23 protein-coding genes are annotated in these 21,786 nt (G+C 49.5%); 9 read left to right on the plus strand and 14 right to left on the minus strand.

Annotation, left to right across the window (positions count from 1 at the left end; all coding sequences use genetic code 11):
• The 4 genes from murQ to ypfJ form a co-directional block, all read right to left on the minus strand.
• Complete coding sequence (gene murQ / locus KNO99_RS01610; protein WP_214744672.1) at nt 1–894, minus strand: N-acetylmuramic acid 6-phosphate etherase; 894 nt, start codon at nt 892–894, stop codon at nt 1–3.
• Between the two features lie 100 nt (nt 895–994).
• Nucleotides 995–1,462: a GNAT family N-acetyltransferase gene (locus tag KNO99_RS01615; RefSeq protein WP_214744674.1), complete on the minus strand. Its 468-nt coding sequence runs from the start codon at nt 1,460–1,462 to the stop codon at nt 995–997.
• Complete coding sequence (locus KNO99_RS01620; protein WP_214744676.1) at nt 1,459–2,307, minus strand: MurR/RpiR family transcriptional regulator; 849 nt, start codon at nt 2,305–2,307, stop codon at nt 1,459–1,461. The genes KNO99_RS01615 and KNO99_RS01620 overlap by 4 nt, the downstream gene beginning before the upstream one ends.
• Before the next feature lie 94 nt (nt 2,308–2,401).
• The gene (ypfJ, locus tag KNO99_RS01625) at nt 2,402–3,256 is read right to left on the minus strand and encodes a KPN_02809 family neutral zinc metallopeptidase (protein WP_214744678.1); all 855 of its coding nucleotides are present in this window, start codon (nt 3,254–3,256) and stop codon (nt 2,402–2,404) included.
• 148 nt (nt 3,257–3,404) lie between these two features.
• Between ypfJ and KNO99_RS01630 the strand changes: the two genes are divergently transcribed.
• Nucleotides 3,405–3,593, plus strand: coding sequence for a 2-hydroxymuconate tautomerase (locus KNO99_RS01630; RefSeq protein ID WP_214744680.1), 189 nt, complete (start codon nt 3,405–3,407; stop codon nt 3,591–3,593).
• A gap of 52 nt (nt 3,594–3,645) precedes the next feature.
• Here the strand turns inward: KNO99_RS01630 and KNO99_RS01635 are convergent, their stop codons facing one another.
• From KNO99_RS01635 to KNO99_RS01645, 3 genes are read right to left on the minus strand one after another with little or no spacing between them, the layout of a single operon-like run.
• Nucleotides 3,646–4,299 carry a hypothetical protein gene (locus KNO99_RS01635; RefSeq protein WP_214744682.1) on the minus strand — a complete coding sequence of 218 codons (654 nt, stop codon included), beginning with the start codon at nt 4,297–4,299 and terminating at the stop codon, nt 3,646–3,648.
• 20 nt (nt 4,300–4,319) lie between these two features.
• Nucleotides 4,320–5,906, minus strand: a complete 1,587-nt coding sequence (locus KNO99_RS01640; protein ID WP_214744684.1) for a Na/Pi cotransporter family protein — start codon at nt 5,904–5,906, stop codon at nt 4,320–4,322.
• A gap of 21 nt (nt 5,907–5,927) precedes the next feature.
• Nucleotides 5,928–7,223: an HD domain-containing protein gene (locus KNO99_RS01645; protein WP_214694686.1), complete on the minus strand. Its 1,296-nt coding sequence runs from the start codon at nt 7,221–7,223 to the stop codon at nt 5,928–5,930.
• Nucleotides 7,224–7,329: 106 nt separating this feature from the next.
• On the opposite strand from KNO99_RS01645, the gene KNO99_RS01650 reads away from it, so the two are divergent.
• Complete coding sequence (locus tag KNO99_RS01650; protein ID WP_214744686.1) at nt 7,330–8,172, plus strand: lipoate--protein ligase family protein; 843 nt, start codon at nt 7,330–7,332, stop codon at nt 8,170–8,172.
• Between the two features lie 8 nt (nt 8,173–8,180).
• Complete coding sequence (locus tag KNO99_RS01655) at nt 8,181–9,026, plus strand: DegV family protein (protein WP_214744688.1); 846 nt, start codon at nt 8,181–8,183, stop codon at nt 9,024–9,026.
• Between the two features lie 39 nt (nt 9,027–9,065).
• On the opposite strand, the gene KNO99_RS01660 is transcribed toward KNO99_RS01655, so the two are convergent.
• Nucleotides 9,066–11,015 (minus strand): glycoside hydrolase family 3 protein, encoded by a 1,950-nt coding sequence (locus KNO99_RS01660; protein ID WP_214744690.1) that lies wholly within the window; start codon nt 11,013–11,015, stop codon nt 9,066–9,068.
• 277 nt (nt 11,016–11,292) lie between these two features.
• On the opposite strand from KNO99_RS01660, the gene lipA reads away from it, so the two are divergent.
• Together lipA and KNO99_RS01670 are read left to right on the plus strand one after the other, a co-directional pair.
• Nucleotides 11,293–12,240 carry a lipoyl synthase gene (gene lipA, locus KNO99_RS01665; protein WP_255541923.1) on the plus strand — a complete coding sequence of 316 codons (948 nt, stop codon included), beginning with the start codon at nt 11,293–11,295 and terminating at the stop codon, nt 12,238–12,240.
• Between the two features lie 17 nt (nt 12,241–12,257).
• A complete protein-coding gene (locus KNO99_RS01670) occupies nt 12,258–13,088 on the plus strand; it encodes a lipoate--protein ligase family protein (RefSeq protein ID WP_214744692.1) in 831 nt (276 codons plus the stop codon).
• Nucleotides 13,089–13,122: 34 nt separating this feature from the next.
• On the opposite strand, the gene desA is transcribed toward KNO99_RS01670, so the two are convergent.
• The 6 genes from desA to KNO99_RS01700 form a co-directional block, all read right to left on the minus strand.
• On the minus strand, nt 13,123–14,136 hold the full coding sequence (gene desA / locus KNO99_RS01675; RefSeq protein WP_214744694.1) for a Delta(5) desaturase DesA: 1,014 nt from the start codon (nt 14,134–14,136) through the stop codon (nt 13,123–13,125).
• A gap of 204 nt (nt 14,137–14,340) precedes the next feature.
• On the minus strand, nt 14,341–15,882 hold the full coding sequence (amyS, locus tag KNO99_RS01680; protein WP_371743030.1) for an alpha-amylase: 1,542 nt from the start codon (nt 15,880–15,882) through the stop codon (nt 14,341–14,343).
• A 175-nt stretch (nt 15,883–16,057) separates the two neighbouring features.
• Nucleotides 16,058–16,585, minus strand: coding sequence for a DUF2812 domain-containing protein (locus tag KNO99_RS01685; protein ID WP_214744697.1), 528 nt, complete (start codon nt 16,583–16,585; stop codon nt 16,058–16,060).
• On the minus strand, nt 16,582–16,914 hold the full coding sequence (locus tag KNO99_RS01690; RefSeq protein WP_214744699.1) for a PadR family transcriptional regulator: 333 nt from the start codon (nt 16,912–16,914) through the stop codon (nt 16,582–16,584). The genes KNO99_RS01685 and KNO99_RS01690 overlap by 4 nt, the downstream gene beginning before the upstream one ends.
• A 129-nt stretch (nt 16,915–17,043) precedes the next feature.
• Nucleotides 17,044–18,171, minus strand: a complete 1,128-nt coding sequence (locus tag KNO99_RS01695; protein WP_214744701.1) for a YfbR-like 5'-deoxynucleotidase — start codon at nt 18,169–18,171, stop codon at nt 17,044–17,046.
• A gap of 11 nt (nt 18,172–18,182) precedes the next feature.
• Complete coding sequence (locus KNO99_RS01700; RefSeq protein ID WP_214744703.1) at nt 18,183–19,202, minus strand: ion channel; 1,020 nt, start codon at nt 19,200–19,202, stop codon at nt 18,183–18,185.
• Between the two features lie 106 nt (nt 19,203–19,308).
• On the opposite strand from KNO99_RS01700, the gene KNO99_RS01705 reads away from it, so the two are divergent.
• From KNO99_RS01705 to KNO99_RS01720, 4 genes are read left to right on the plus strand one after another with little or no spacing between them, the layout of a single operon-like run.
• The gene (locus KNO99_RS01705) at nt 19,309–19,767 is read left to right on the plus strand and encodes a hypothetical protein (protein WP_214694705.1); all 459 of its coding nucleotides are present in this window, start codon (nt 19,309–19,311) and stop codon (nt 19,765–19,767) included.
• Nucleotides 19,764–20,132 (plus strand): hypothetical protein, encoded by a 369-nt coding sequence (locus KNO99_RS01710; protein ID WP_214744705.1) that lies wholly within the window; start codon nt 19,764–19,766, stop codon nt 20,130–20,132. Before KNO99_RS01705 ends, KNO99_RS01710 begins: the two co-directional genes overlap by 4 nt.
• Nucleotides 20,129–21,358, plus strand: a complete 1,230-nt coding sequence (locus tag KNO99_RS01715) for a glutathionylspermidine synthase family protein (protein WP_214744707.1) — start codon at nt 20,129–20,131, stop codon at nt 21,356–21,358. Before KNO99_RS01710 ends, KNO99_RS01715 begins: the two co-directional genes overlap by 4 nt.
• On the plus strand, nt 21,355–21,768 hold the full coding sequence (locus KNO99_RS01720) for a DUF350 domain-containing protein (protein WP_074035708.1): 414 nt from the start codon (nt 21,355–21,357) through the stop codon (nt 21,766–21,768). The genes KNO99_RS01715 and KNO99_RS01720 overlap by 4 nt, the downstream gene beginning before the upstream one ends.
• Nucleotides 21,769–21,786 lie beyond the last annotated feature (18 nt).

The following is a 21,786-nucleotide window of genomic DNA, read 5'->3' on the forward strand; positions in this document are numbered from 1 at the left end:
TTATAGCGCCTCGCGGACAAACCCGTTCGCACGCTCTAATCGTTTGATGGCTTCTTCGTAAGAGACGTCCGCCAAAATCATGACGATTGCTGTTTTGACATGTCCTTTAGATGACGCAAAATAACGCGCAGCCGTTTCCATGTCGACCCCTGTCGCTTCTGCGATCATCCGCTTGGCACGTACTTCTAATTTTTCGTTCGTCGGCTTCACGTCGACCATTAAGTTTTGATACACTTTGCCTACTCCAATCATCGACGTCGTCGAAATCATGTTGAGGATCAATTTTTGTGCCGTCCCTGCCTTCAATCGAGTCGAACCGGTTAAGACTTCCGGTCCTGTCTCCACTTCAATCGGGTAGTCTGCATGTCGACTAATGACTGCGTCTTGATTACAGGAAATGGCTGCGGTGGTTGCCCCTACTTCCCGCGCATAATCGAGACCTCCGATGACATACGGCGTCCGTCCGCTCGCCGCAATCCCAATGACCGTATCGTCCGCCGTCAGTTGAAGCGCTTTCAAATCACCGACTGCCAATTCCTTGCTGTCTTCTGCTCCCTCGACCGCTTGAATGAGCGCACGCTCGCCACCGGCAATCAACCCGATGACCTGATCCGGGGACACCCCGAACGTCGGTACGCACTCTGCGGCGTCTAAAATGCCTAAACGTCCACTCGTACCCGCTCCGATATAAATCAAGCGACCGCCTTTACGAAAGGATGCGATGACCCGCTCCACGACTTGCGCAATGACGGGAATCTGATGTTGAATCACTTGCGGGACTTGTCGGTCCTCACTGTTCATGATCGTCAATCGCTCCTCGATCGACATCTCATCTAGTTGCATCGTTCGTTCATTCCGTCTTTCTGTAGCCAATTTCTCTAGCATCGCCACCATCCTTTCTTCTCTATGATTTCATCGTACTATACCGAAACTTAAAGTCGATTTATTATTAATTATTTTTGAAATTTAATTTCAGTATTTGCGAAAGAAAAACTCACTCCGGTCGAATGAGTTGTTTCTTCAGGACATGAACGCGCACACCCTTATTCGTGGTAGAATCCTTTTCGTATACATAGCCGTTCCGCTCCCAAAACCGACGAGCGCGGAGATTGTTCGGAAGGACACCTAATCGAAACACCGTCTGATAGGGGCGCATATACTCTTCTTCCACTTGTTCATATAACGTTTGTGCCAAGCCCGTCCCGTGAAGGGTCTCATCGACGACGAACAATCCGAGCCAAAGCGAACCGTCCACGGGATGTCGTTTCAACAGGTCCGCGATGGCGACAATCCGTCCATCTGCACGAATAATCAGACTGACGGTGCCGTCCTCTGCAAAATCCGCCACGTTCTCATCACGGAACGCTTGAATGGATTGTCCATTCAAGCGAGCGAAGGTACGTTGCTTTACCAAAAAGTCTTCCAACTCCTGTCGATCTTCTTTCGAATACGGTCGAATCATCGGCGCAACTTCACCATCTCATCTCGCGCTTCGGCATAGCGATCAATCAAGCCTTCCCCTTTTCGATGCAAGAGACCCATATATAACGTATCGACAATCGTCAGTTGCGTCATCCGTGAGGCGATGCTCGCAATTCGGAAATCGCTCTCGACGTTCGGTGTACAAAGGCGTACGTCCGCTTCCCGATAAAGTGGCGACTTGTCCAAGTTCGTGATGGCGATGACGGGAACACGCTTCTTCTTGGCGAAACGAACGAGTTCGAGCACATCTTTCGTCCGACCCGACGTGCTGATGGCGACGAATACATCTGATTTTCCTAAATGCGGAATCAACGACAACATGTAATGAAAATCTGGCGATGTCGTAGCCGCATACCCGAGCTTCGTGAATTTATAGTGCGCATCCATCGCTGCAGTCGACGATCCACCGACCCCATAAAAGATGACACGATTCGCGCGCGCGAATAAGTCCACCGCATGTTCGAGCTCGCGTTTGTCCATCGCTTCGGCACACGCCTCGATGGCCGCTTTATTCACATGGATGACTTTTTGAAACGAATCGTACGGCGTATCCTTTTGCTGGAGAACGTTGAAGTCCGTCAATGTCGTTTCGGTGACGGCCAAGTCTTTCACGAGCGCGAGTTTAAACGCTTTAAAGCTATCAATCCCGACCACGCGGGCAAAACGGACGATACTCGCCTCGGACACATCCGTCTTTTGGGCAAGTTCTTTCGTCGTCATATTTGGAATGAGCGTTGAATGGGACAAGATATAGTCCGCGATTTTCTTTTCAACCGCCGTCATATCGTCTTTTGCTAAATCGATTTTCGTAAGTAAGGATTCCATCGGGTCATCCCCTTCCTGCAACTGTTGTTCTTTTATGATAGCGGATTCTATCCTCATATTCCAATCGGCTAAAAAGGTCGAGCGTGCGCCCGACCTATAAGTTGTTCGTATTGAACGTGTCCCCACCTTGAATCGATCCGGTCTCAAAGCCTTTCTCGAACCAGCGCATCCGCTGTTCCGACGTTCCGTGCGTGAACGAGTCCGGCGTCACGTATCCACGCGCCTGTCGTTGTAGCGTATCGTCACCGATCTGGTGAGCCGCATTCATCGCCTCTTCGACGTCCCCTGCTTCGAGATAGCCGAGCCCTTGCGCGTGATGCGCCCACACGCCTGCGTAGTAGTCCGCCTGTAACTCGAAACGGACGAGATAGCGATTGAATTCAGTCTCGCTCATCTCATTCCGAAGCGGCATAATCTCTTCTGTCGTTCCGAGAAGCGTCTGGACATGGTGCCCAACCTCATGGGCGACGACGTATGCCATCGCAAAATCACCCGGCGCATTGAAACGCTGACTCAGCTCATCATAGAAACTTAAATCAATGTACAGCTTTTGATCACCCGGACAGTAGAAGGGGCCGACCGCCGACCCGGCGATGCCACAAGCGGATTCAACTTGTCCCGAGAACAGGACGAGCGTCGGTTCTTGGTACGTCATGCCGTTCTCCGCAAAAATATCTGTCCATACTTCTTCCGTATCTTTCAAGACGACCGCCACAAAGTCCGCCATCTCCTCTTCTCGCTCCGTACCGGTGTATGTTCCTTCAGTTTGCGGCTCACCTAGTCCGATATTGTTGACGAGGTCGGTCGGGCTTCCCCCATTCAATAATGTAAAGACGATGACGAGAATCAATCCGAGACCACCCCCGACCCCGGCAATCCCTTTTCCTCCGATGCTACGCCCTCTTCGGTCCTCGACGTTACGACTTTGTTGTCTCCCTTTCCACTTCATCTTCATTCCTCCTACATTCGCTCTGTCTTGTTCCTTACCCGAAATGTCGAAAAAGTGAGCGCAAGCTTTGAGGTGGACGAAAATTTTCTTTTCTCGAGGAAGTGGATTCACTACAATGAAAGAGACTTCAGCAAAGGAGGAATGACCCATGCCTTACGTAACAGTAAAAATGCTCCCAGGCCGTAGCGTGGAACAAAAACGCGCGTTGATTGAAAAAGTGACGGACGCCGTCTCGGAGACGACGAACGCTCCGAAAGAGAACATCACCGTTTTCATCGAAGAAATGGATGCGACGCACTATGGTCAAGCCGGCGTCATGCATGCGGACAAGAAATAAGTAACGAACGGACTCCTTGAATCGGGGTCCGTTTTTTCTTCTAAGCACAAAGTCAAATATGTATACGTTGAACTTCTTGAATTTTCGCTTGTAGCCCACAAAGAACCTCTTCAATGAAATCATCGATCTCTTCAGGTGACATATATACATATTCATGCTGTGGGTCAAATGGATGCGTTTTATAGAAGGACGTGATGTTTTGAATTTGTTGTCCCGTCTGTCCTTGAGGGAAGAACGGTAAGACGTCTTCGAACGAGTCAATGTGACAGAAATCCGTCCAAAAGATATGATTCGGATGTTTTGCCAAGTACTCAAAGTCAATCCCATACCAATCCGTTTTGACTAAACGGGTATAGTCCGGTGTTCCGACGATTGCCTGTACAATCGGTTCTTCTTTTTTCGCACGGGTCAACCGCACCCAATATTCGTCTGTAATCAGATGAAAGTAGTAACCGACTAAATAAGACCATTCTGTATTCGATTTTGTGGTCCCTCCATCTAAATACGTCTGTTTGAACAAATCAGAGGAGATCCCGTTCTCTGTTTTGAAATGCGTGATGGTTTTCGGTGGTTCAGGACGTCCATCCGCTCCGACCAACCCACAGTCTGGACCGATATTTCCTACTAAAAAAGGTATGCGTTCAAACGCGGAATCTGTCTCGAGAATCCGCTCCGCGATACGAAAGTGAGTCACCCATGTCGCCATTTTCATTCCTCCATTTTACTTCAATCTTCTCGGTTCACTTCGAACCGTTCACTCGGCACGGTCGGCTTAATCAAGTGCCGTGTTGCCCGCCAAATGTGGTAACCGATCCGGTCAAGCCACAGCAATACTTGTACTTTTTGGATCGTCTGGTCCATCTCCAACTGATTCGCCGCCGTTTCTTCTAGCAGCTCAGAGCGATGTGCCTTCCGATATTCCGCCAACTGTTTTGATGCCTGTTTCCACATCTTCGAATCTTCCGGTGGCGTATGATGGTTCAATTGATGAACGAGATCGAGTTCGTGCAGGACGAGTTCGCGCGCTGCTAAAAAGTCCGTGTCCCGCAGTGACTGGACCGGTTCGATTTCTCGCAATACATACAACCACCGTTCGAGATGGTCGATTGAATGCAGGAGGGACAAGTGTTGCCCGTAGTCATTTTGCTTTCCGACATCGTCTAGTTGAATCGTACTCAAAAAGACACGGACATCGCTCAGCGTCTTGTCGACGAGCGTCAACTCATCTTCCCGGAGACGTCCCTCCCGGACGAGCAACTCGGTCTCGTTCCCTAAATAGCGTTCAATCTCAAGTAAAGACCGCCGCGCCGCCTCAAGAGCGACCGTCGGGAGTTGCGACATGTTCTTGTCGAGCAGACGTGTCAATTTTTCTGATCGGCTCGGAATCCATTTTAGTAACCTTCTTGCGAACGGTTGATAAAATGGCAAGAACAAGAGGACACCTAACACATGGAACGTCGTATGGAATAGGGCGAGGCGTAACAAGTCGTTCCAGTTGAACCAATCGGCTACTCGATTGACGACAAAGAAGAGAACGGGGAACGTCAGCCATCCGATGAGGACGATGGACACGTGGTAAATCGCATGCCCCAATACGATGCGTCGGGCCGACTTCCAGCCTCCCATTGAACCGAGTGCCACGACAAGACTCGTCCCAGCACTTTGACCGAGTACCAAAAAAGCGGCTTGCGGAAGTGAAATCGCGGCAGTCGCAAGAGCCGTCATCGTTAAGACGAGCCCAATCGTCGACGACTGAAGGACAACCGTCATCGCAAACCCGATACCAATCAGGAACGCCTGTTGAGAAAAACGTATCGACTCGATTGGTCCGAACGAGAACGTGACGACATCCCGCATCGCTTCTTGTAGCGTCCCAATCCCGACAAAAATCAAACCGATACTGACGAATAATAGCCCGATTCGTCGTAGACGTGGTCCTGAGAGACGAAGCGCCATTCCGAGACCGATGAGCGGCAAGAACACTTGACGTACGTCTACGTTATAGCCAAGGACGGCGATGATCCATCCTGTCGTCGCGCTACCTACGTTCGCCCCGATGATGAGCGGCAATGCTTGCGTGAACGTGATCAATCCTGCGCTCACAAAACCAATCGTCATCAACGTCGTGACGGTAGAGGATTGAAATAAAGCCGTCAACATCGCGCCAAGTGTCGCCCCCGACAACGAGCCATCGGTGAATTGGTTCAACCGATGACGAAGTCGAGTACCGGCCCATTTTTTCAGCGTGTCTGTGAGTAAGGTCATCCCGAGTAAAAAAATCCCGATGCCACCAATCAGTGTCGCAATCTCCATCGTGTCACGCCCCTTTTCGGGTTATTCGGATTTCAACGTCGACAAGAGCCACGATTTTTCATTCGCATGATCCCTTAAGTTCAGTAATACATCTTCTGGATAGTAAATTTTTTCATCCGATTGTCTCGAGTTTAAAATCGACTGGACGAGCATCGACACTTCCGAAATCTCTTTCCGTTCCCCATCGTTCATCTGAAGATAAATGCCTTCATACTTGCCCTGTCCTTTATATAAATCGTACGGCAATTGACTCAATTGATCTTCGAGCAAGTAGTATTTCGGCGGAAGTCCGATGCCTTCCATCGTCTGACGCAACCGTTCCATATAGCGGACGCGGTTCGCTTCCGGGAAGTTTTTATATTTCAATAAACGACGATTCACGAAACGGCTCGATAAATCGGCTAGAATCGCGTCGTCTTCCTCCATCCACTCCTGGAAGTAGAAGTAGACGACCGTCTCGTCCAACTTCAAATATTGTTCAAGCGACATGTTGTTCTGCTCAAAGATCGGTAAGAAATGTTTCGGTACCATCTTGAATGCATAGCCGCTCTCATAAAGTTCCTGCGCCCGCTCAAGAATCGCTTTTAAGAGAAGATCGCTCGAACGTGTCGCCGGGTGAAGGTACACTTGCCAATACATTTGATAGCGGCGCATAATATAGTCTTCAATCGTATGCATCCCCGACTGTTTGACGACGACTTGGTCCTCATCTGGTCTAAGAACACGCAACATGCGCTCTAAATCAAACTTCCCATAACTGACACCCGCAAAGTGCGCATCCCTGAGCAAATAATCCATCCGATCGACATCGAGCTGCGAACTGAGCATATTGACGATCAAGCGGTTCGGGTGCGTCTTGTTGATGATGGAAGCCACCTCTTCTGCGAACCCGACACCCATCTCCGACAACACTTGGTTGACCTCGGTATCGCCTAAAATGATTCGCTCGGTCCACACTTCATGGCGAACAGAGAAGACGTGTTCGAACGCGTGTGAGAATGGACCGTGACCGACATCGTGCAAAAGCGCCGCCGCCAATAACAGTTCGCGGTCGCGGTCATCCCATTCCGGATATTGTTGGAACTGGTCAATCAATTGGCGCGCAATCTCATAGACTCCGAGAGAATGATGGAAGCGCGTGTGCTCTGCGCCATGGAACGTTAAAAAGGATGTCCCGAGTTGCTTGATGCGACGTAAGCGTTGGAATTCTTTCGTGTTGATCAGTTCCCAAATAAGGTGATCGTAGACGTAAATATAACGGTGTACCGGATCTTTAAATACTTTGGATCCAGATAATTGTCCTCGTGACGAGTACATGACATGCCCTCCTACGTTTCGTTATGTTCTAGATTCGACTTCAAACGAATCGTTCCCTCCATGCTATAATGAGAAGGAAAATTATTTGTGAAAAGGAATTAAGTATATGATCCATCCATTATTAAAACAACCGAGCTATCGTGTGATCGACCAATCGAGCCTAGGCACGATGTTTCAAGCGGAACAATCGTTCGCGACGGATGACACGTTATGTGCTTCAACCCAACAATCAGGCGCTGTCTTGCGCGCATGGGTGCACACGAATACGATTGTACTCGGAATTCAAGATGCAAGGTTACCTCATTTAAAAGATGGGGTCCGGTATTTGCACGAGCGCGGCTTCCGACCGGTCGTCCGTAACTCGGGTGGGCTCGCCGTCGTGTTAGACGAGGATGTCTTGAACTTATCTTTAATCTTACCCGAGAATGACGGCATTCAAATCGACAGCGGCTATGAGGCCATGACTTCCCTCATCCAACACATGTTCCAAGACGTCACGAGCGACATCGTCCCAGGTGAAATCGTCGGCTCGTACTGTCCGGGAAGTTTCGACTTGTCGATTGACGGCAAAAAGTTCGCTGGTATTTCGCAACGTCGCGTCCGTGGCGGTGTCGCCGTTCAAATTTACTTGAGCGTAAGACAGAGCGGGAGCGAACGTGCCGAAATCATCCGAGACTTTTATGATTTGGCCATCCAAGGGGAAGCGACCAAGTTCACGTACCCGACCATTGTACCGGAAACGATGGCGTCGTTAGAAGACTTGCTCGGCATTCCTCTCACGGTTCAAGATGTCCTGACACGGGCCTACCGCGTCCTTTCCACTGTCAGCACGCTCCAAAACGCGTCACTGACGGCTGAAGAACAAACAACACTCGTGAGCCAGCTCGAACGGATGTGGAAACGGAATGAACCATTACGCGAGATCGAACAACAATTAACAGAGGAGTGATTCATCCAATGTTTAAACTGATCACAGACACCGGGGCCGATTTGACACACGATCAAATCATCGAGTACGGTCTTGAAATTTTACCGCTCGGTGTCATCATCGACAACGAAGAGTTTTTAGACGGGGAGACGATTCAACCGAAAGACGTGTACGATGTGATGCGTCAAGGTAAGACACCGAAGACGTTCCAAATCGAGGCATCACGAATCGAGCATTGTTTCCGTCAACATCTCGAAGCTGAAATCCCGTTTTTATATCTCGCTTTCTCCGGAGAGCTCTCCGGTACATATCAAACGGCTGTCATGGTCGGTGAGATGCTCAAAGAGGAGTATCCAGATAGCAAGTTCAAGATTATCGATACGCGAACGGCTTCGGTCGGACAGGCATTGTTCGTCAAGACGGTCGCAGAGTACGGACAAGACCATACGTATGAAGAAACAAGTGAGTATGCTGCTTCACTCGTCGGAAAGATTCGCCACCTGTTCACGGTCGAGTCACTCGAATATTTGATGCGGGGCGGACGCGTCTCGAAAGCGAGTGCCTTCATCGGTGACTTGTTGACGATTCTGCCATTACTGACGGTCGAGGACGGGAAACTCGTCCCAATCGAAAAGGTACGCGGTCATAAAAAGGTCATGCGCCGTATGGTCGAATGGACGATGGAATCGAAGCCACTCGTCGAAAACGGTGACCTCTTCATCGGTCACGGTGACGACCTTGAAAAAGCGGAACAGTTCGAGAAGATGGTCCTTGAGCATGTTCAACCGAAACACATCACGAAAACACTTGTCGGCTCTGCGATCGGTGCCCATACCGGTCCGGGTCTACTCGTCATCGCCTATTTCGAGGCATAAAAAAATGAGCTCCCCGCCTTCGGGTGAGCTCATGTTCATTTAGCGATTCCAGTTCTTAAATCCGTCTCCAAACTTTGCATAGTTCTCGTCTTGGAACACACCGTCCACAAATTTCGGTACGTCTACCGGCAACTTCCCTTGTGGCTTCACTTCACCGAAGATGGCACGAATGCCCGCCGGCAAGTTCGGTCCGGCCGATTTCAAGTTCCCTGCTTCCGAGTCCGGTCCGTTCGGATCACCTTTGAACCCGTAAATCAAGAGCTGCGCCGGAGCGTCTGGCTGAACGGCGACATCGTATGGGTTACGCAAGCTGAGCAAGACCGACTTCTTCCCTGTCTCGTTGGCGTAACGGAACACCTCAGCCGGCACGTAATGATCGGCTGATGTCGGTTTCAATTTCGCGCTGTTGTTCACGTTCGAACCGACGATGATGTAATCGGCTGCCTCGACTTTTTGTTGAAGTACCGGATTTTGCGTTAAGTGTGGAGTTGATGCCGAATAGTTGGCTGTGATGACGTTCACGCTTTTCATATTCCCGGCGTTCTTCTCAAGCGACTTGATTGTCTTCACCATACTGTCCGTCTGATCTTTCGCTGGTGACAAGACGAGCACCGTGTCCCCTTTTTTCGGTTTGAACGGGAGTGTCTTGTCCTCATTCTTCACAAGTGTGACGGCTGCTTCCGCGATTTCACGCTCTTTCGCTTTATGCTCCGCACTACCTACGACGGCGTTCGCTTCTGCGAGCTTCGCCTCGAGCGTCGTCGAATCGATTGTTTCTCCCCAAATACCGCGCTCTGCTTTCAGTTTTAAAATACGCTCGACCGACTCATCGATGGTCGCCTCTGATAAACGTCCATCTTTCACCGCTTGGATGACTTCATCAAAGATGGCTTCGAGTTTGATCACGTCTGCTTCCGAACGCAAAATCGTCGGCATGAGGGCGATATCGACGCCCGCTTCAAACGTCTTGATGACTGCTTCTGCTTCCGTAAAGTTGTCGGAGATGGCCTGCATGTTGAGCGCGTCAGTCACAACAATTCCGTCATATCCGAGTTCCTCACGTAGCACGCCCGTGATGACATCGTCCGAGAGCGTCGCTGGGAGTGGGAACGTCCCACGATCCGACTCGACGACCTCATCTTCGATTTGCGGCATGCCGATATGTGCCGTCATAATCATGTCGATCCCTTCTGTGATTGCGCGTTTGAACGGCAACAACTCGAGTCCACGCAATTCGTTGAGCGACTTATCGACAATCGGTAGTCCATAGTGTGAGTCGACCGCCGTATCCCCATGACCCGGGAAATGTTTCGCCGTCGCCGCGACACCTTGGTCTTGAATGCCTTGTGTCATCGCCGAACCGAGTTCGCCGACGAGTTCAGGATCACTCGAGAATGAACGGACCCCGATGACCGGATTTCCTGGATTGTTGTTGACGTCGAGTACTGGTCCGAAGTTCACGTTTACCCCGAGTGCGTTCAATTCAGAACCGATGATGTTTCCAGCGTCATACGCATATTGACTGTTACGAGTGGCCCCGATTGCCATATTTCCTGGTAAGTTCGTCCCTGTCCCAAGACGCGTCACGATACCCCCTTCTTGGTCAATCGTGACAAAGAGCGGAATGTCATTGCTGTCGTCTTGCTTCACGACTTCCTGTAAATCATGAACGAGTTTCGTCGTCTGTTCCGTCTCCTTCACGTTCTCCGCAAACAAAATCACGCCACCGAGATCAAAACGATTGATGACACGCGCCACTTCCGGTGCGAGAGAAGTATGGTTCGCCCCGTTCCAGAGTCGGAAGTCCGGCATGATCATCTGCCCGATTTTTTGTTCGAGCGTCATCGATTCTAGCTTCGTGTTGACGCGCTGGTCGATCGACATCGTCGGCGTTCCTTCCGCCATGACCGCATCCGCTGCCGGAATCGATGAAACGAGTAGTGCCGTCGTCAATCCGAGTGTTGCCGTCCAGTTCAATGCCTTGTTCATGTTCCCCACTCCCCTTAGTCCAATTTGACTGACCCCCAAACGAAAAGGCATGGAGGAAGAAGCGTTGCCTCATCAACGCTCGTTCACCCCATGCCTGATCGCATCAGTTACATTTGGTTCTTATTCAGGTGGTCAACAACAGTATAGCAACTTCATTTTTCAGAAACAATGACTCATGTGAAAGCGTAACCATTTTGAAACAATGTTTCTGTTTTGATACACAGAAAACTGTATTGGCAAAACCAATAATTTCCGTGGTTCGTTTTTGAATCTTTTTTTGGTAAACTCAATTCGATACAGGTTAACTTTCAAAAAGGGGGAAATTATTGTGGCAAGAGGGGAACTGAAACGAAAGCCGGAATGGTTAAAGATTAAATTAAACACGAACGACACGTATACCGGTTTGAAGAAGATGATGCGCGAAAAAAATCTACATACGGTATGTGAGGAAGCCAAGTGTCCGAATATCCATGAATGTTGGGCGGTACGTCGGACCGCGACGTTCATGATTTTAGGAAGTATTTGTACACGGGCCTGCCGTTTTTGTGCCGTCACGACTGGTAAACCGAACGAGCTCGATTGGGAAGAGCCAAAGCGCGTCGCCGAATCTGTCCGTCTCATGAATTTGAAACACGTCGTCATCACTGCTGTCGCACGTGATGACTTGAACGATTACGGGGCTACCGTCTTCGCAGAAACGGTTCGTGCCGTCCGTGCCATGAATCCAGAGACATCAATCGAAGTGCTCCCGTCTGACATGATGGGTGACTTCTCTGCCTTGCAGACGTTGATTGATGCGGGTCCTGACATCATGAACCATAACTTAGAGACGGTTCGTCGCCTCACACCGAGAGTCCGTGCCAAAGCGACATACGACCGCACACTCGAATTCTTGAAACGCTCAAAAGAATTGAACCCGGATATCCCGACGAAATCGTCAATCATGGTCGGACTCGGAGAAACGAAAGAGGAATTGATTGAAGCGATGGATGACCTCCGCGCACACAACGTCGACATCTTGACACTCGGTCAATACTTGCAACCGACGAAGAAACATCTCGAGGTGGAACGTTACTACCACCCGGACGAGTTCGCCGAATTGAAAGAGATCGCACTATCGAAAGGATTCTCACATTGTGAGGCAGGTCCGCTTGTCCGCTCGTCTTACCATGCGGATGAACAAGTACACAAGGCGCGTCGCCACACGATGTTGCCAATCGACTAATAGAAAGAAGAGAGATTATGACTGGTACGACGTGGCACTTACTTAGAACTGAATCCACTTCACCGGCTGAGAATATGGCGATTGACGAAGCCATCGCCAACTGGGTCGCGAAGGGAGAACTCAAACCGACGCTTCGTTTTTATTCATGGGCACCTCATGCGATCAGCGTCGGGCGTTTCCAACGGGCGACGCGTGACTTGGACCGTGACGCCCTCACGAAGAACAACATTCCGGTCGTCCGTCGCCTGACCGGGGGACGCGCCGTATTGCACGCCGATGAGCTGACGTATAGCGTCATCTTGCCCGAATCGACACCGGCCCTCCCAACGAATATCATCGAGAGTTATCGCCTACTCACGGAAGGAGTCCGTCGCGGATATCACGAGCTCGGTGTACCGGCCGAGTTTTCGGTGCCGTTGACGGAAGAAGATCGTGAGGCACTGCGCAAACCGAAATCAGCCGTCTGCTTCGATGCCGCCTCGTATTATGAGCTGGCCGTCGATGGGAAAAAGATTGCGGGTAGCGCACAAGTGCGCCACCAAGGGGCCGTCTTGCAACATGGATCCATCCCGCTTTCTGTCGACGATGAGGTACTATTCGACTGTTTCGCGATGGAAGAGCACGAAAAACGTGAAGCCAAAAGTCGGTTCAGCGAAAAAGCCGTCGCCTTGAACGATACGTTACAGCGCTTCGTCTCCTTTGATGAAGTAGCGGCCGCGTTCGAGACCGGCTTCAAAGATGCCTTCTCGTTGACGTTCGAACCGCTCGTCTTCACGAAAGAACAGCAATCCGAAATCGACTTGCTCATCAAGAAATATGAGAGTGATGAATGGGTCTGGAAACGCTAAAAAGATTGTCCCTTTTGACGGGGACAATCTTTTTTTATGCCGCGTTCGTTCGGCGCAACAGATGGCGCACTTCTCGGAACGTGACGAATGTTTTGTTGTTCGTATCATACAATTTGTAGCGTAACGACTTCAAACTTGAGAACAGTCCGATCGTCGTCGCCCGTTGTAACGGTGGTGTCGACGTATGCGCCTTCTCCAAATGATAGTTCGGGACACGCGGGCTCAAATGGTGGACGTGATGGAAACCAATATTTCCTGTCACCCATTGAAGCACTTTCGGCAATTCATAATACGAACTTCCTTCGATTGCCGCCTTCACGTAATCCCACTCCTGCTCATCCTCGAAGTATGAATCTTCAAACGTGTGCTGGACATAGAACAACCAAATCCCAAGCACGCCGGCGATGAACATCGTCGTTCCTTGAACAATGAGGAAAGCTTGCCATCCGATGACATAAATCAACGCACTGTATAACACGACGAGTGAGAGATTAATGATATACGTGTTTTGGCGTTCTTTCTTACGCGCATCTTTTCGATTGAAACGGCTCGTCACGAGAATGAGCCAAAGCGGTCCAAGACCAAACATGACGAGTGGATGACGATATAGGCGATATTTCAGTCGCGTCCATTTCGAAGCTTCTATGTACTCCTCAATCGTCATGACCCAGATGTCCCCGACGCCCCGTTTATCCAAGTTTCCGCTCGACGCATGATGAATCGCATGCTCTCGCTTCCACTTCTCGTACGGGAATAACGTCAAGATTCCTGTAATGGTTCCGACAATCGCGTTCGCCTTCTTATTTTTGAAGAATGAACCGTGCGTGCAGTCATGGAAGATGATGAACATCCGCACGACAAATCCTGCCGCAATCAACGTGAACGGTAATGTCAGGAAAATCGAGACACTCAGTAGTTGATACGCTAAGAACCATGATACGAGAAACGGTAAAATCGTATTGATCATCTGCCGCACACTAATCCGGATATCGGACTTTTCAAACGGCGAGACGTGTTTTCTTAATTGGGCAATCTTTTCTTTACTCATAACAACCTCCTTGAATTCAACAGCGTCACAACGCAAAAATATAAATGAAACCAACAACCAACGTTGTTCAATGTGAATTCATGGATCGGAAAGTCGTCCCTATCAAGAATTAACACTAGGTCATTATATCACGTATAAAAATTATGTGGTGAAAATTCAGAAAAAAGACTTATCTCATTTTTAGATGAGACAAGTCTGATGGATTTATTGTTGTGTATAGATGGAAACCGAGCCGCCGTTGACGAAAAACTCGCCCCAACCGTCCGCGTTGATTGTCACGAGACGACCATTGTTGCCGGTCATGTCCTTCCATACTTCTCCCGCGTTCTGCTTTCCGACATACATCCATTTCGAGCCACCCGGTCCGTCCGACAAAATCGTCGCAAGACCTGACTTCGCACGGTCTGTCACACCTTCACGTGTCCAACCGATGACGTCTTGGTGGTTGATGTAGTCATGTTGTGTGCCATAGGCAAAGTCTTTACGCGCTTTCAAAATCGGTTGAAGAGACCCTGACATATTCGGAATTTCACGGTTTGTCGTCCCTTTCGTCCCATAATAGTCTCCATAGAAGAGTGTCGGGTATCCTTGACCGCGTGTCATGATCGTCGCATAGGCGAGCGGTTTGAACCAATTGGCAACCGTCGACTCGAGTGATTGCCCAGGTTGTGAGTCATGGTTATCGACAATGGTGACGGCGAGTGTCGGATGCTGCTCGACGACCGTTCCTTTTAGAATGTTGCGCATGTCATAGTAACCGCCGCCGTTCCCTGCCGCTTGGAAGTTGTAGTGGAGCGGTACATCGAATACCGAGTGAGTATAGCCCGTCTTCGCCAAGTAATCATTGATGGCCCCAAGGTCGTTTTTCCAATACTCCGCGACGGTGAACATCTCTTTCCCTGTCGTCTGTCGGACACTTGTCACCCATTCTTTCAAGTACGAATGATTAATATGTTTGACCGCATCGAGACGGAATCCATCGAGACCGAGCGAGTCCGCGTACCATTTCCCCCAGTTTTTCATCTCTTGTCGAACTTCCGGATGTTCAAAATCGACATCGGCGTACATCAAGTAGTCATAGTTTCCGTTCTCCCCGGACACTTCACTGTCCCACGCTTTACCCGTACTTCGGAATTTATAAATCCGGCTTAAGTTCCGTGACTGATCCCAATCAGTCCCGTCAAAGTGATACCAACGCCACTTGAACGGCGAGTATGTATTGTTGCGGCCCGCAAAATTGAATCCGGTCCAGGCAGAAATCGAATATTCCCCAGACGTCTCCTGATTCCGGTTAGAAGGATTGACCTCGACAGCCTGAACGGACTCGGTATAATCCGCTCCGCCCTTATGGTTCATGACCACATCCCCGTATACGCCAATCCCTTTTCCGCGTAAGTTGGAGATGGCCGACTGTAGCTGCGCTTTTGTTCCATACTTCGTCCGTGTCGTCCCTTTTTGATTGAACTCACCTAAATCATACAAATCATAGGCCCCGTATCCGACATCGTTTTGAGACGTCCCTTTATACGCCGGTGGAATCCACACCGTCGAGATGCCGATGTCTTTCAAGTGCTGCGAATCGTTTGAGAGACGGTTCCAATGGAGCCCGTCGTTCGGGACATACCATTCAAAGTATTGCATCATCGTACCGTTCTGCGGAGTTGCCGCTTGTGCGACCGGTTGCCCCGAAAGCAGTGCAATCGATGTCACTCCAGCCAGCACGGCAATCCCTTGTCGTTTCTTCAACATCATCCATTCCTCCTCAATTAAATAATGAAAGCGCTTGCATAGATTATTGTGAAGGATTTTGATTTTGTTGCATAGACTGACGTCTAAAAACAGTTCTCTCTCCCTAACTATTTTTCATTTGAATAGTTCAGTTGAACGAAACAAAGACGGATGGCTTGTGCCATCCGCCTAATCATCCTTGACGGCTTATTCGTTTTCGCTTGAAACGGTAGCCAATGTACGGTAGTCCTGTAAATACGAGACCGATTGTCACGAGTAGTTGAACACCGATCAATATCGTCTCGACGACGATTGGCCACTCAAACTGAAACAAGGAAAACAGGGCAATCCATAAAATACCTAGGATGAGCGCAGCTCGTCCCATCTGACGTTCCATGTCATGATATTTCTCCTCTGCCGTTTCGACATCCGAATAAATCGGCTTGGCATCTCGATTCCCTTTGAAAATATGAATCTCATCCCCGGTTGATGTGACATGTTGCCATCCGCTCGATGCAAACAGGTCAAAGTAGTCTTCATCCGGACGGGTTCGATAATCCAAACTATATTGAACGTCTTCCGGTTCCCCTTCAACGAGCGTGTATCCTAGAGGTGCGAATTGCTTCAAATGCCAACCCTTGGCTGCCATTCGTTCTAGTTTTCGCATCTCACGCTCTTCGGCAAACGCTAGTCCCCAGCTCGACATATACTTCTGTCTCATCGTGATCCCTCCATATCTAAAATGGCACAGGCATCTTCGACCATCGCCTGTCGTCTCTTCACATCATCCGTCAGAATCGAACGCCCTTTACGCGTAATCTGGTAGTTCTTTTTCTTTCCGTCCCCGTCCATCGGTTCAATCAGTTCGGCGTTCAATAATTTTTTGATAATCGTATACATCGACGCAGGACCGATTTGCATTCGTCCTCTTGTGATTTCTTCGACAAATTGCATGACCAAATAACCATGACGCGGCGTCGTGAGCGCCAATAAGATGTAAAACATACTATCCGTCAGTTCTCCTAACTCCAAGGAGTCCGTTCGCGGCATCTTCTCCACCTCCTATATCATTGAATGATACATTTCTTATATTCAATATATATCGTTAAATGATATATGTCAATAAATGATATAAAAAAGTCGCGAACAATTAAGTTCGCGACTTCTGTGTGAATCGATTTAGCTTGTGACGTAATCCAGGTCGTGCAAAATATAGGCGAGGAAGAAAATCATACTCGGGTTCTCATAACGCATTTGGACTTTACGGAGCTGCTCGCGATACGTGACCTCATACTCGGCCCCGTTCATCTTCCGCTCCATATTCATCTTAATGAGGGCATCGAGTTTGTCCATCATGTCGACGAGCATCCCTTCATACGTGTCATCTTTCGAATCAGCCATGTATCGACGGAACGCCGGCTGCATATATGCCGGCAACAACCCGAGAAGACGTTCACTCTCTGCCCGCTCATATGCCTCGAACGCCGCTCCCGTCTCTTGTGTCGAATGCTTGACCGGTCCGAGCACATCTCCGGTCACCCCTTCGACTAAGTCGTGACAAAGAAGACGTGCCACGAGTTCGGCGACATCAACGTCGACGTTGTACTTCTCGCGCTCTAAGAGTCCGCTGAACATACCGAGCGCGGCAGCCCGGAAACCATGAATCGCATCGTTGTCGTCAATCGTATTGAAGCGCCCTTTCCAACGACGGACACTGTCCATCCGCATGACGTTCTCGATGAAGCGTAACACATCAGTCTCTGCCTCGACCTGGTCGAACAGCCAACGCACTGAATCAATCGGATGATGACGGAGAGCGGTTTTCATCTCTTCTAACTTGTCATCGAAATGAGGAGAGCCATGGGCGACTTCCCGTCGTACGAATAGCATCGCATCAAAAGAATCGATTCCGTCGACAATCCGTCCTTCGAACGAGTCATCTTCCGCCTCAACAACAAAACGGTGGAAGTGAGGACGTAACGACTGTGACAACAACTCGACAAGACCGAGGCTCGCCGTCCGCTCCATCCGTTCGATATGACCGATCAAGGTCGGTTCTTTTTTCGTTCGGTGCATAATCGGACCGGTCTGTACTTCATTCATATCGTGGAAAATGGCTTTTCCGAGCAAATCGAGCAAGTCGACGTCACGCCCGTTCTCTTTTTCCACATAAGCCGCGATCAAGCTGAAGACCGCGACACGAAAGCTATGGCTCGCTGCATTATCATGATAATGAGGGGCATATTCGTCCCATCGTTGCACGTTTTGCATACGTGTCATCTTTCGGATAAACGTTCCGTTATGCATGGTTTCACTCCTTATGATAATCGTTCAAATACATCGTCATGACAGACGACATAGAGCATGTCTGTGTCTTGTAGCGGCAAGTCGAGCATCGTCGCCACATCTAATCGGTCATTGACTGCGATGAGTGTCACCCCTGATTCAAGTAAAGCCGTGTTCGCTTGCCGAACATTTTGCCACTCGACTTTTGGTTTCAACGCTTGGATGTTCCCGCCTGACTGTTTGCTTAACAATTGACGGAAAATCGCCGTCGTCCCTGGCTGTAACGTCGCTTTCGCCATTAAGAGGGAGACTGAGTCGTTCGCCAAAATAAAATCGTCGACGCGGACGTGTTTGAATTTCGAGATATTTCGTTCTTCACACACTTCAACGACCGTGTGCAAATCCACTTGATGTTCAGAGGACAGCGCCTCGACCGCTGAGGCGATCAAAAGCGATTTTCCATCGGCGAGTAATGTCTCCGTGATTCGCGCATCCGCAAAAATGGCGACGCGTCGTGCTTTCAGGACGTTCGCCTGCAATAAGACCGCTTCATCTGAGGCATCCCCTGAAACGAAGTGTACTTGATCGTGCACGTACGGCTCTTCGATCAACTGATCAATCAAGACGATTTCCGCTTTCGGTTCATAGTTGAGCACTTCATCAATTGCCTTTTTTGTCTTCGGGGACCACCCGATATACACATAATGTCCTTCTCCACGATACACTAGTCTTCCCTCCCGTTTTAACCGTTGAAACGTCGCGCCGATTTCAACTAATTTTCCAATCAACGCCCCGATAATCCCGATCCCGAATAGGAACAAGAAGATCCCGAGCCATCGCCCTGCCACGGAGGACGGATAAAAATCCCCATATCCGACGGTCGTCAACGTCGTCATCGTCCACCAGAACGAATCAAATAATGACCCGAACGTCTCAGGCTCTAACCAATAACCGAGCACGGTCCCTAGGACAATAATGCCAATCGAAGCTAGAACGACATTCAAAAATGATAATTTCGCTAACCCTTTCCACAAACGAAATAAGATATGCACTGTTTCCCCCTCCTTCTCTCTTATATACTAAACGTATCTACAAAAAGATTCACGAAACCATTTTGATCGTGATTCCGTATAAGAAGAAAAAAGGAAGGACTGACATATGAACTCAATCGTCTTAGAGTATCGTCTCTATAAAAATGAATTATCGTTCGAACCACTATATCATTACACGTCTCTCGGCTTAGATGAAGTGCTGGCCCGTCGTGAATGTGAGTTTTTCGTCAAAGACGGCATGACCTATAAACAACGCTCATCCGCCCTAGAAGGCGATCAATACTTCTTGATTTACGTCGACCGTTACACAGAAGGACCGATGGACAAACACGAAACGAGCGAGATCAAAGTCGAGATTCGTACGCTCGATGACCGATTTGACAATCCGTTACTCGAAGCCTATTACGTCGACCGTCACCTCGATGCGCTCGCCATGCTTGGGAGCCAGTACTTGTACGTGGCCGGCAAAGAGTATGAGCGGGATTCAGCAGAAACAGATGAAGATCGTGGTGTGTATGTCATCTATGTCACACCGACTGGCTATGAATTGGAGGAATCAACATGAAGACAAGTAAGAAAATTTTAAGCGGTCTCTCTGCGGCGGTATTGACGACCTCTCTTGCCGCTTGCGGAGACGACAGTTATAACGAAGCGTCACTCCCGGAAGAACCGACCGGCTATGAATGTGACGATTGGGACTGGGATGACGTGACGGAGTCGTATTATTGCGACGACGATCGGTCCCCACACTATGGTAGCTACTTCTTACTCGGTAGCCTGTTCCGCTCGAAAAGTGCACTAAAAAATTCTTCTACCTACAAATCTTACAAGTCGAACGGCGGCGCGACCGGCGCCGTGTCGAACGGTTCCAATTCAGGAACGTCAAAATCTGGACTTGGAAGCGGCTCTAAAGGTGGATTTGGCGGATGACGCGTGACGAACTTTACAGTCAAATTCCTTATTTTTGGCCCGATTTAAACGATGAAGAATATGCCCTATACGATTGTTTCGAAATGACCGCCTCGCAGGTTGACTCGATTCGGGAAGCGACCGGGGCGGTTGATTCGATTTTTCGGAAGACGAATCAATTGATGCGTACGCTACCGGACGAGACGCTCCGACTGCTCGGTTATCCCGAAGCGAGTCTCCCTTTCTTACGGGAGAAAACGATCCCACAAGAGACGATCATCGGTCGATACGACTGGATCATGAAAGACGGTCAACTCAAATTGATGGAGTTCAATGCGGATACACCGACGTTTATTAAGGAACTGTTTGACGTGAACGGCGTAGTCGCTTCCGAGTTTGGTCTTCTCGACCCGAACAGGGAAGCGACCGCTCAACTGAAAACCGAACTACGGAAGGCCATCGTTGCCGCATGGAAACGACTCGGACGTGAAGGTACACCAAAAATCGTCTTTACGGCACATGACGACAACATCGAAGACAAATGGACGGCTCGTTTCTTGCAAGAAACGCTCGACTTACCGTCTGAATTCGTACCATTGCATGCCTTACTCGTCGACGAAGACGGTGTCTACACGCCATCGGGTGAACGGATCGACATCTTATATCGCCAAACGTATCCGATTGAGCATCTCGTAGACGACCGGGCACCAGACGGCGACTTGATCGGCATCCGGTTACTTGAACTCAATCAACAAAAACATGTATCGCTGCTCAACCCGCTCTCGGCATTCCTCATGCAGTCGAAAGGTGTCCAAGCCCTCATTTGGGAATTGTATGAGACCGAGACATTGTTCGATGAAGCCGAGCGCGACATCATCGACACCTATTTTTTACCGACTTACTTAGATGAGACACCGTTTCTCGGCGAATCGGACTATGTCAAAAAACCGGCGTTCGGACGTGAAGGGGACTCCGTCATCTTGTACACGAAAGAAGGTCAACCGTTTCACCGAGAAGCACTACAAACGTATGCGGAAGAGACGGCCGTATACCAACAGTTCATCGAACTTCCGACACGGATGACGACGACCGTCAAAGGTCGTGTCGAGACGCATTATATGGTCGGATGTTTCTGTTTGAACGGACACTCGTCCGCACTCGGCGTCCGCGCCGGTAGCATGATCACGAACAACCAATCTTACTACTTAGCCGTTGGCACACCTACACAAAAGGAGACGAACTCATGACATTCATCACACTCGATTCAATCTTAAGCTTCCTCGCCCACCTCGGGACGGGGTTCGGCCTCATTCTTGCGGGACTCATCATCTTCGCCCTGACGACCAAATATTCGGAACGTAAATTAATCAAAGAAGGCAATATGGCCGTCGCCTTGAAACTTTGGGGGAAAGCGCTCGGACTTGCCATCGTCATCTATACGGTTTGGGCGAACAGCGTCAACTTGCTCGATGCGTTCATCTGGGGACTCGTCGGGATTGTCGCCCAAGTATTGGCGTTCTGGACGTTTGAATATGTCCTCACGCCTGGCGTGAACTTAGAAAAAGAAGTCGAGAACGGCAACATGGCCATCGGTTTTAGCTTATTCGCCGCATCACTCGTCGTCGGCATCATCGTCGCCGCGAGCTTGACGTACTAATTCAAACACCCCATGCAC

The organism is Exiguobacterium sp. s189 (assembly GCF_018617615.1).
GTDB lineage: Bacteria > Bacillota > Bacilli > Exiguobacteriales > Exiguobacteriaceae > Exiguobacterium > Exiguobacterium aestuarii_A.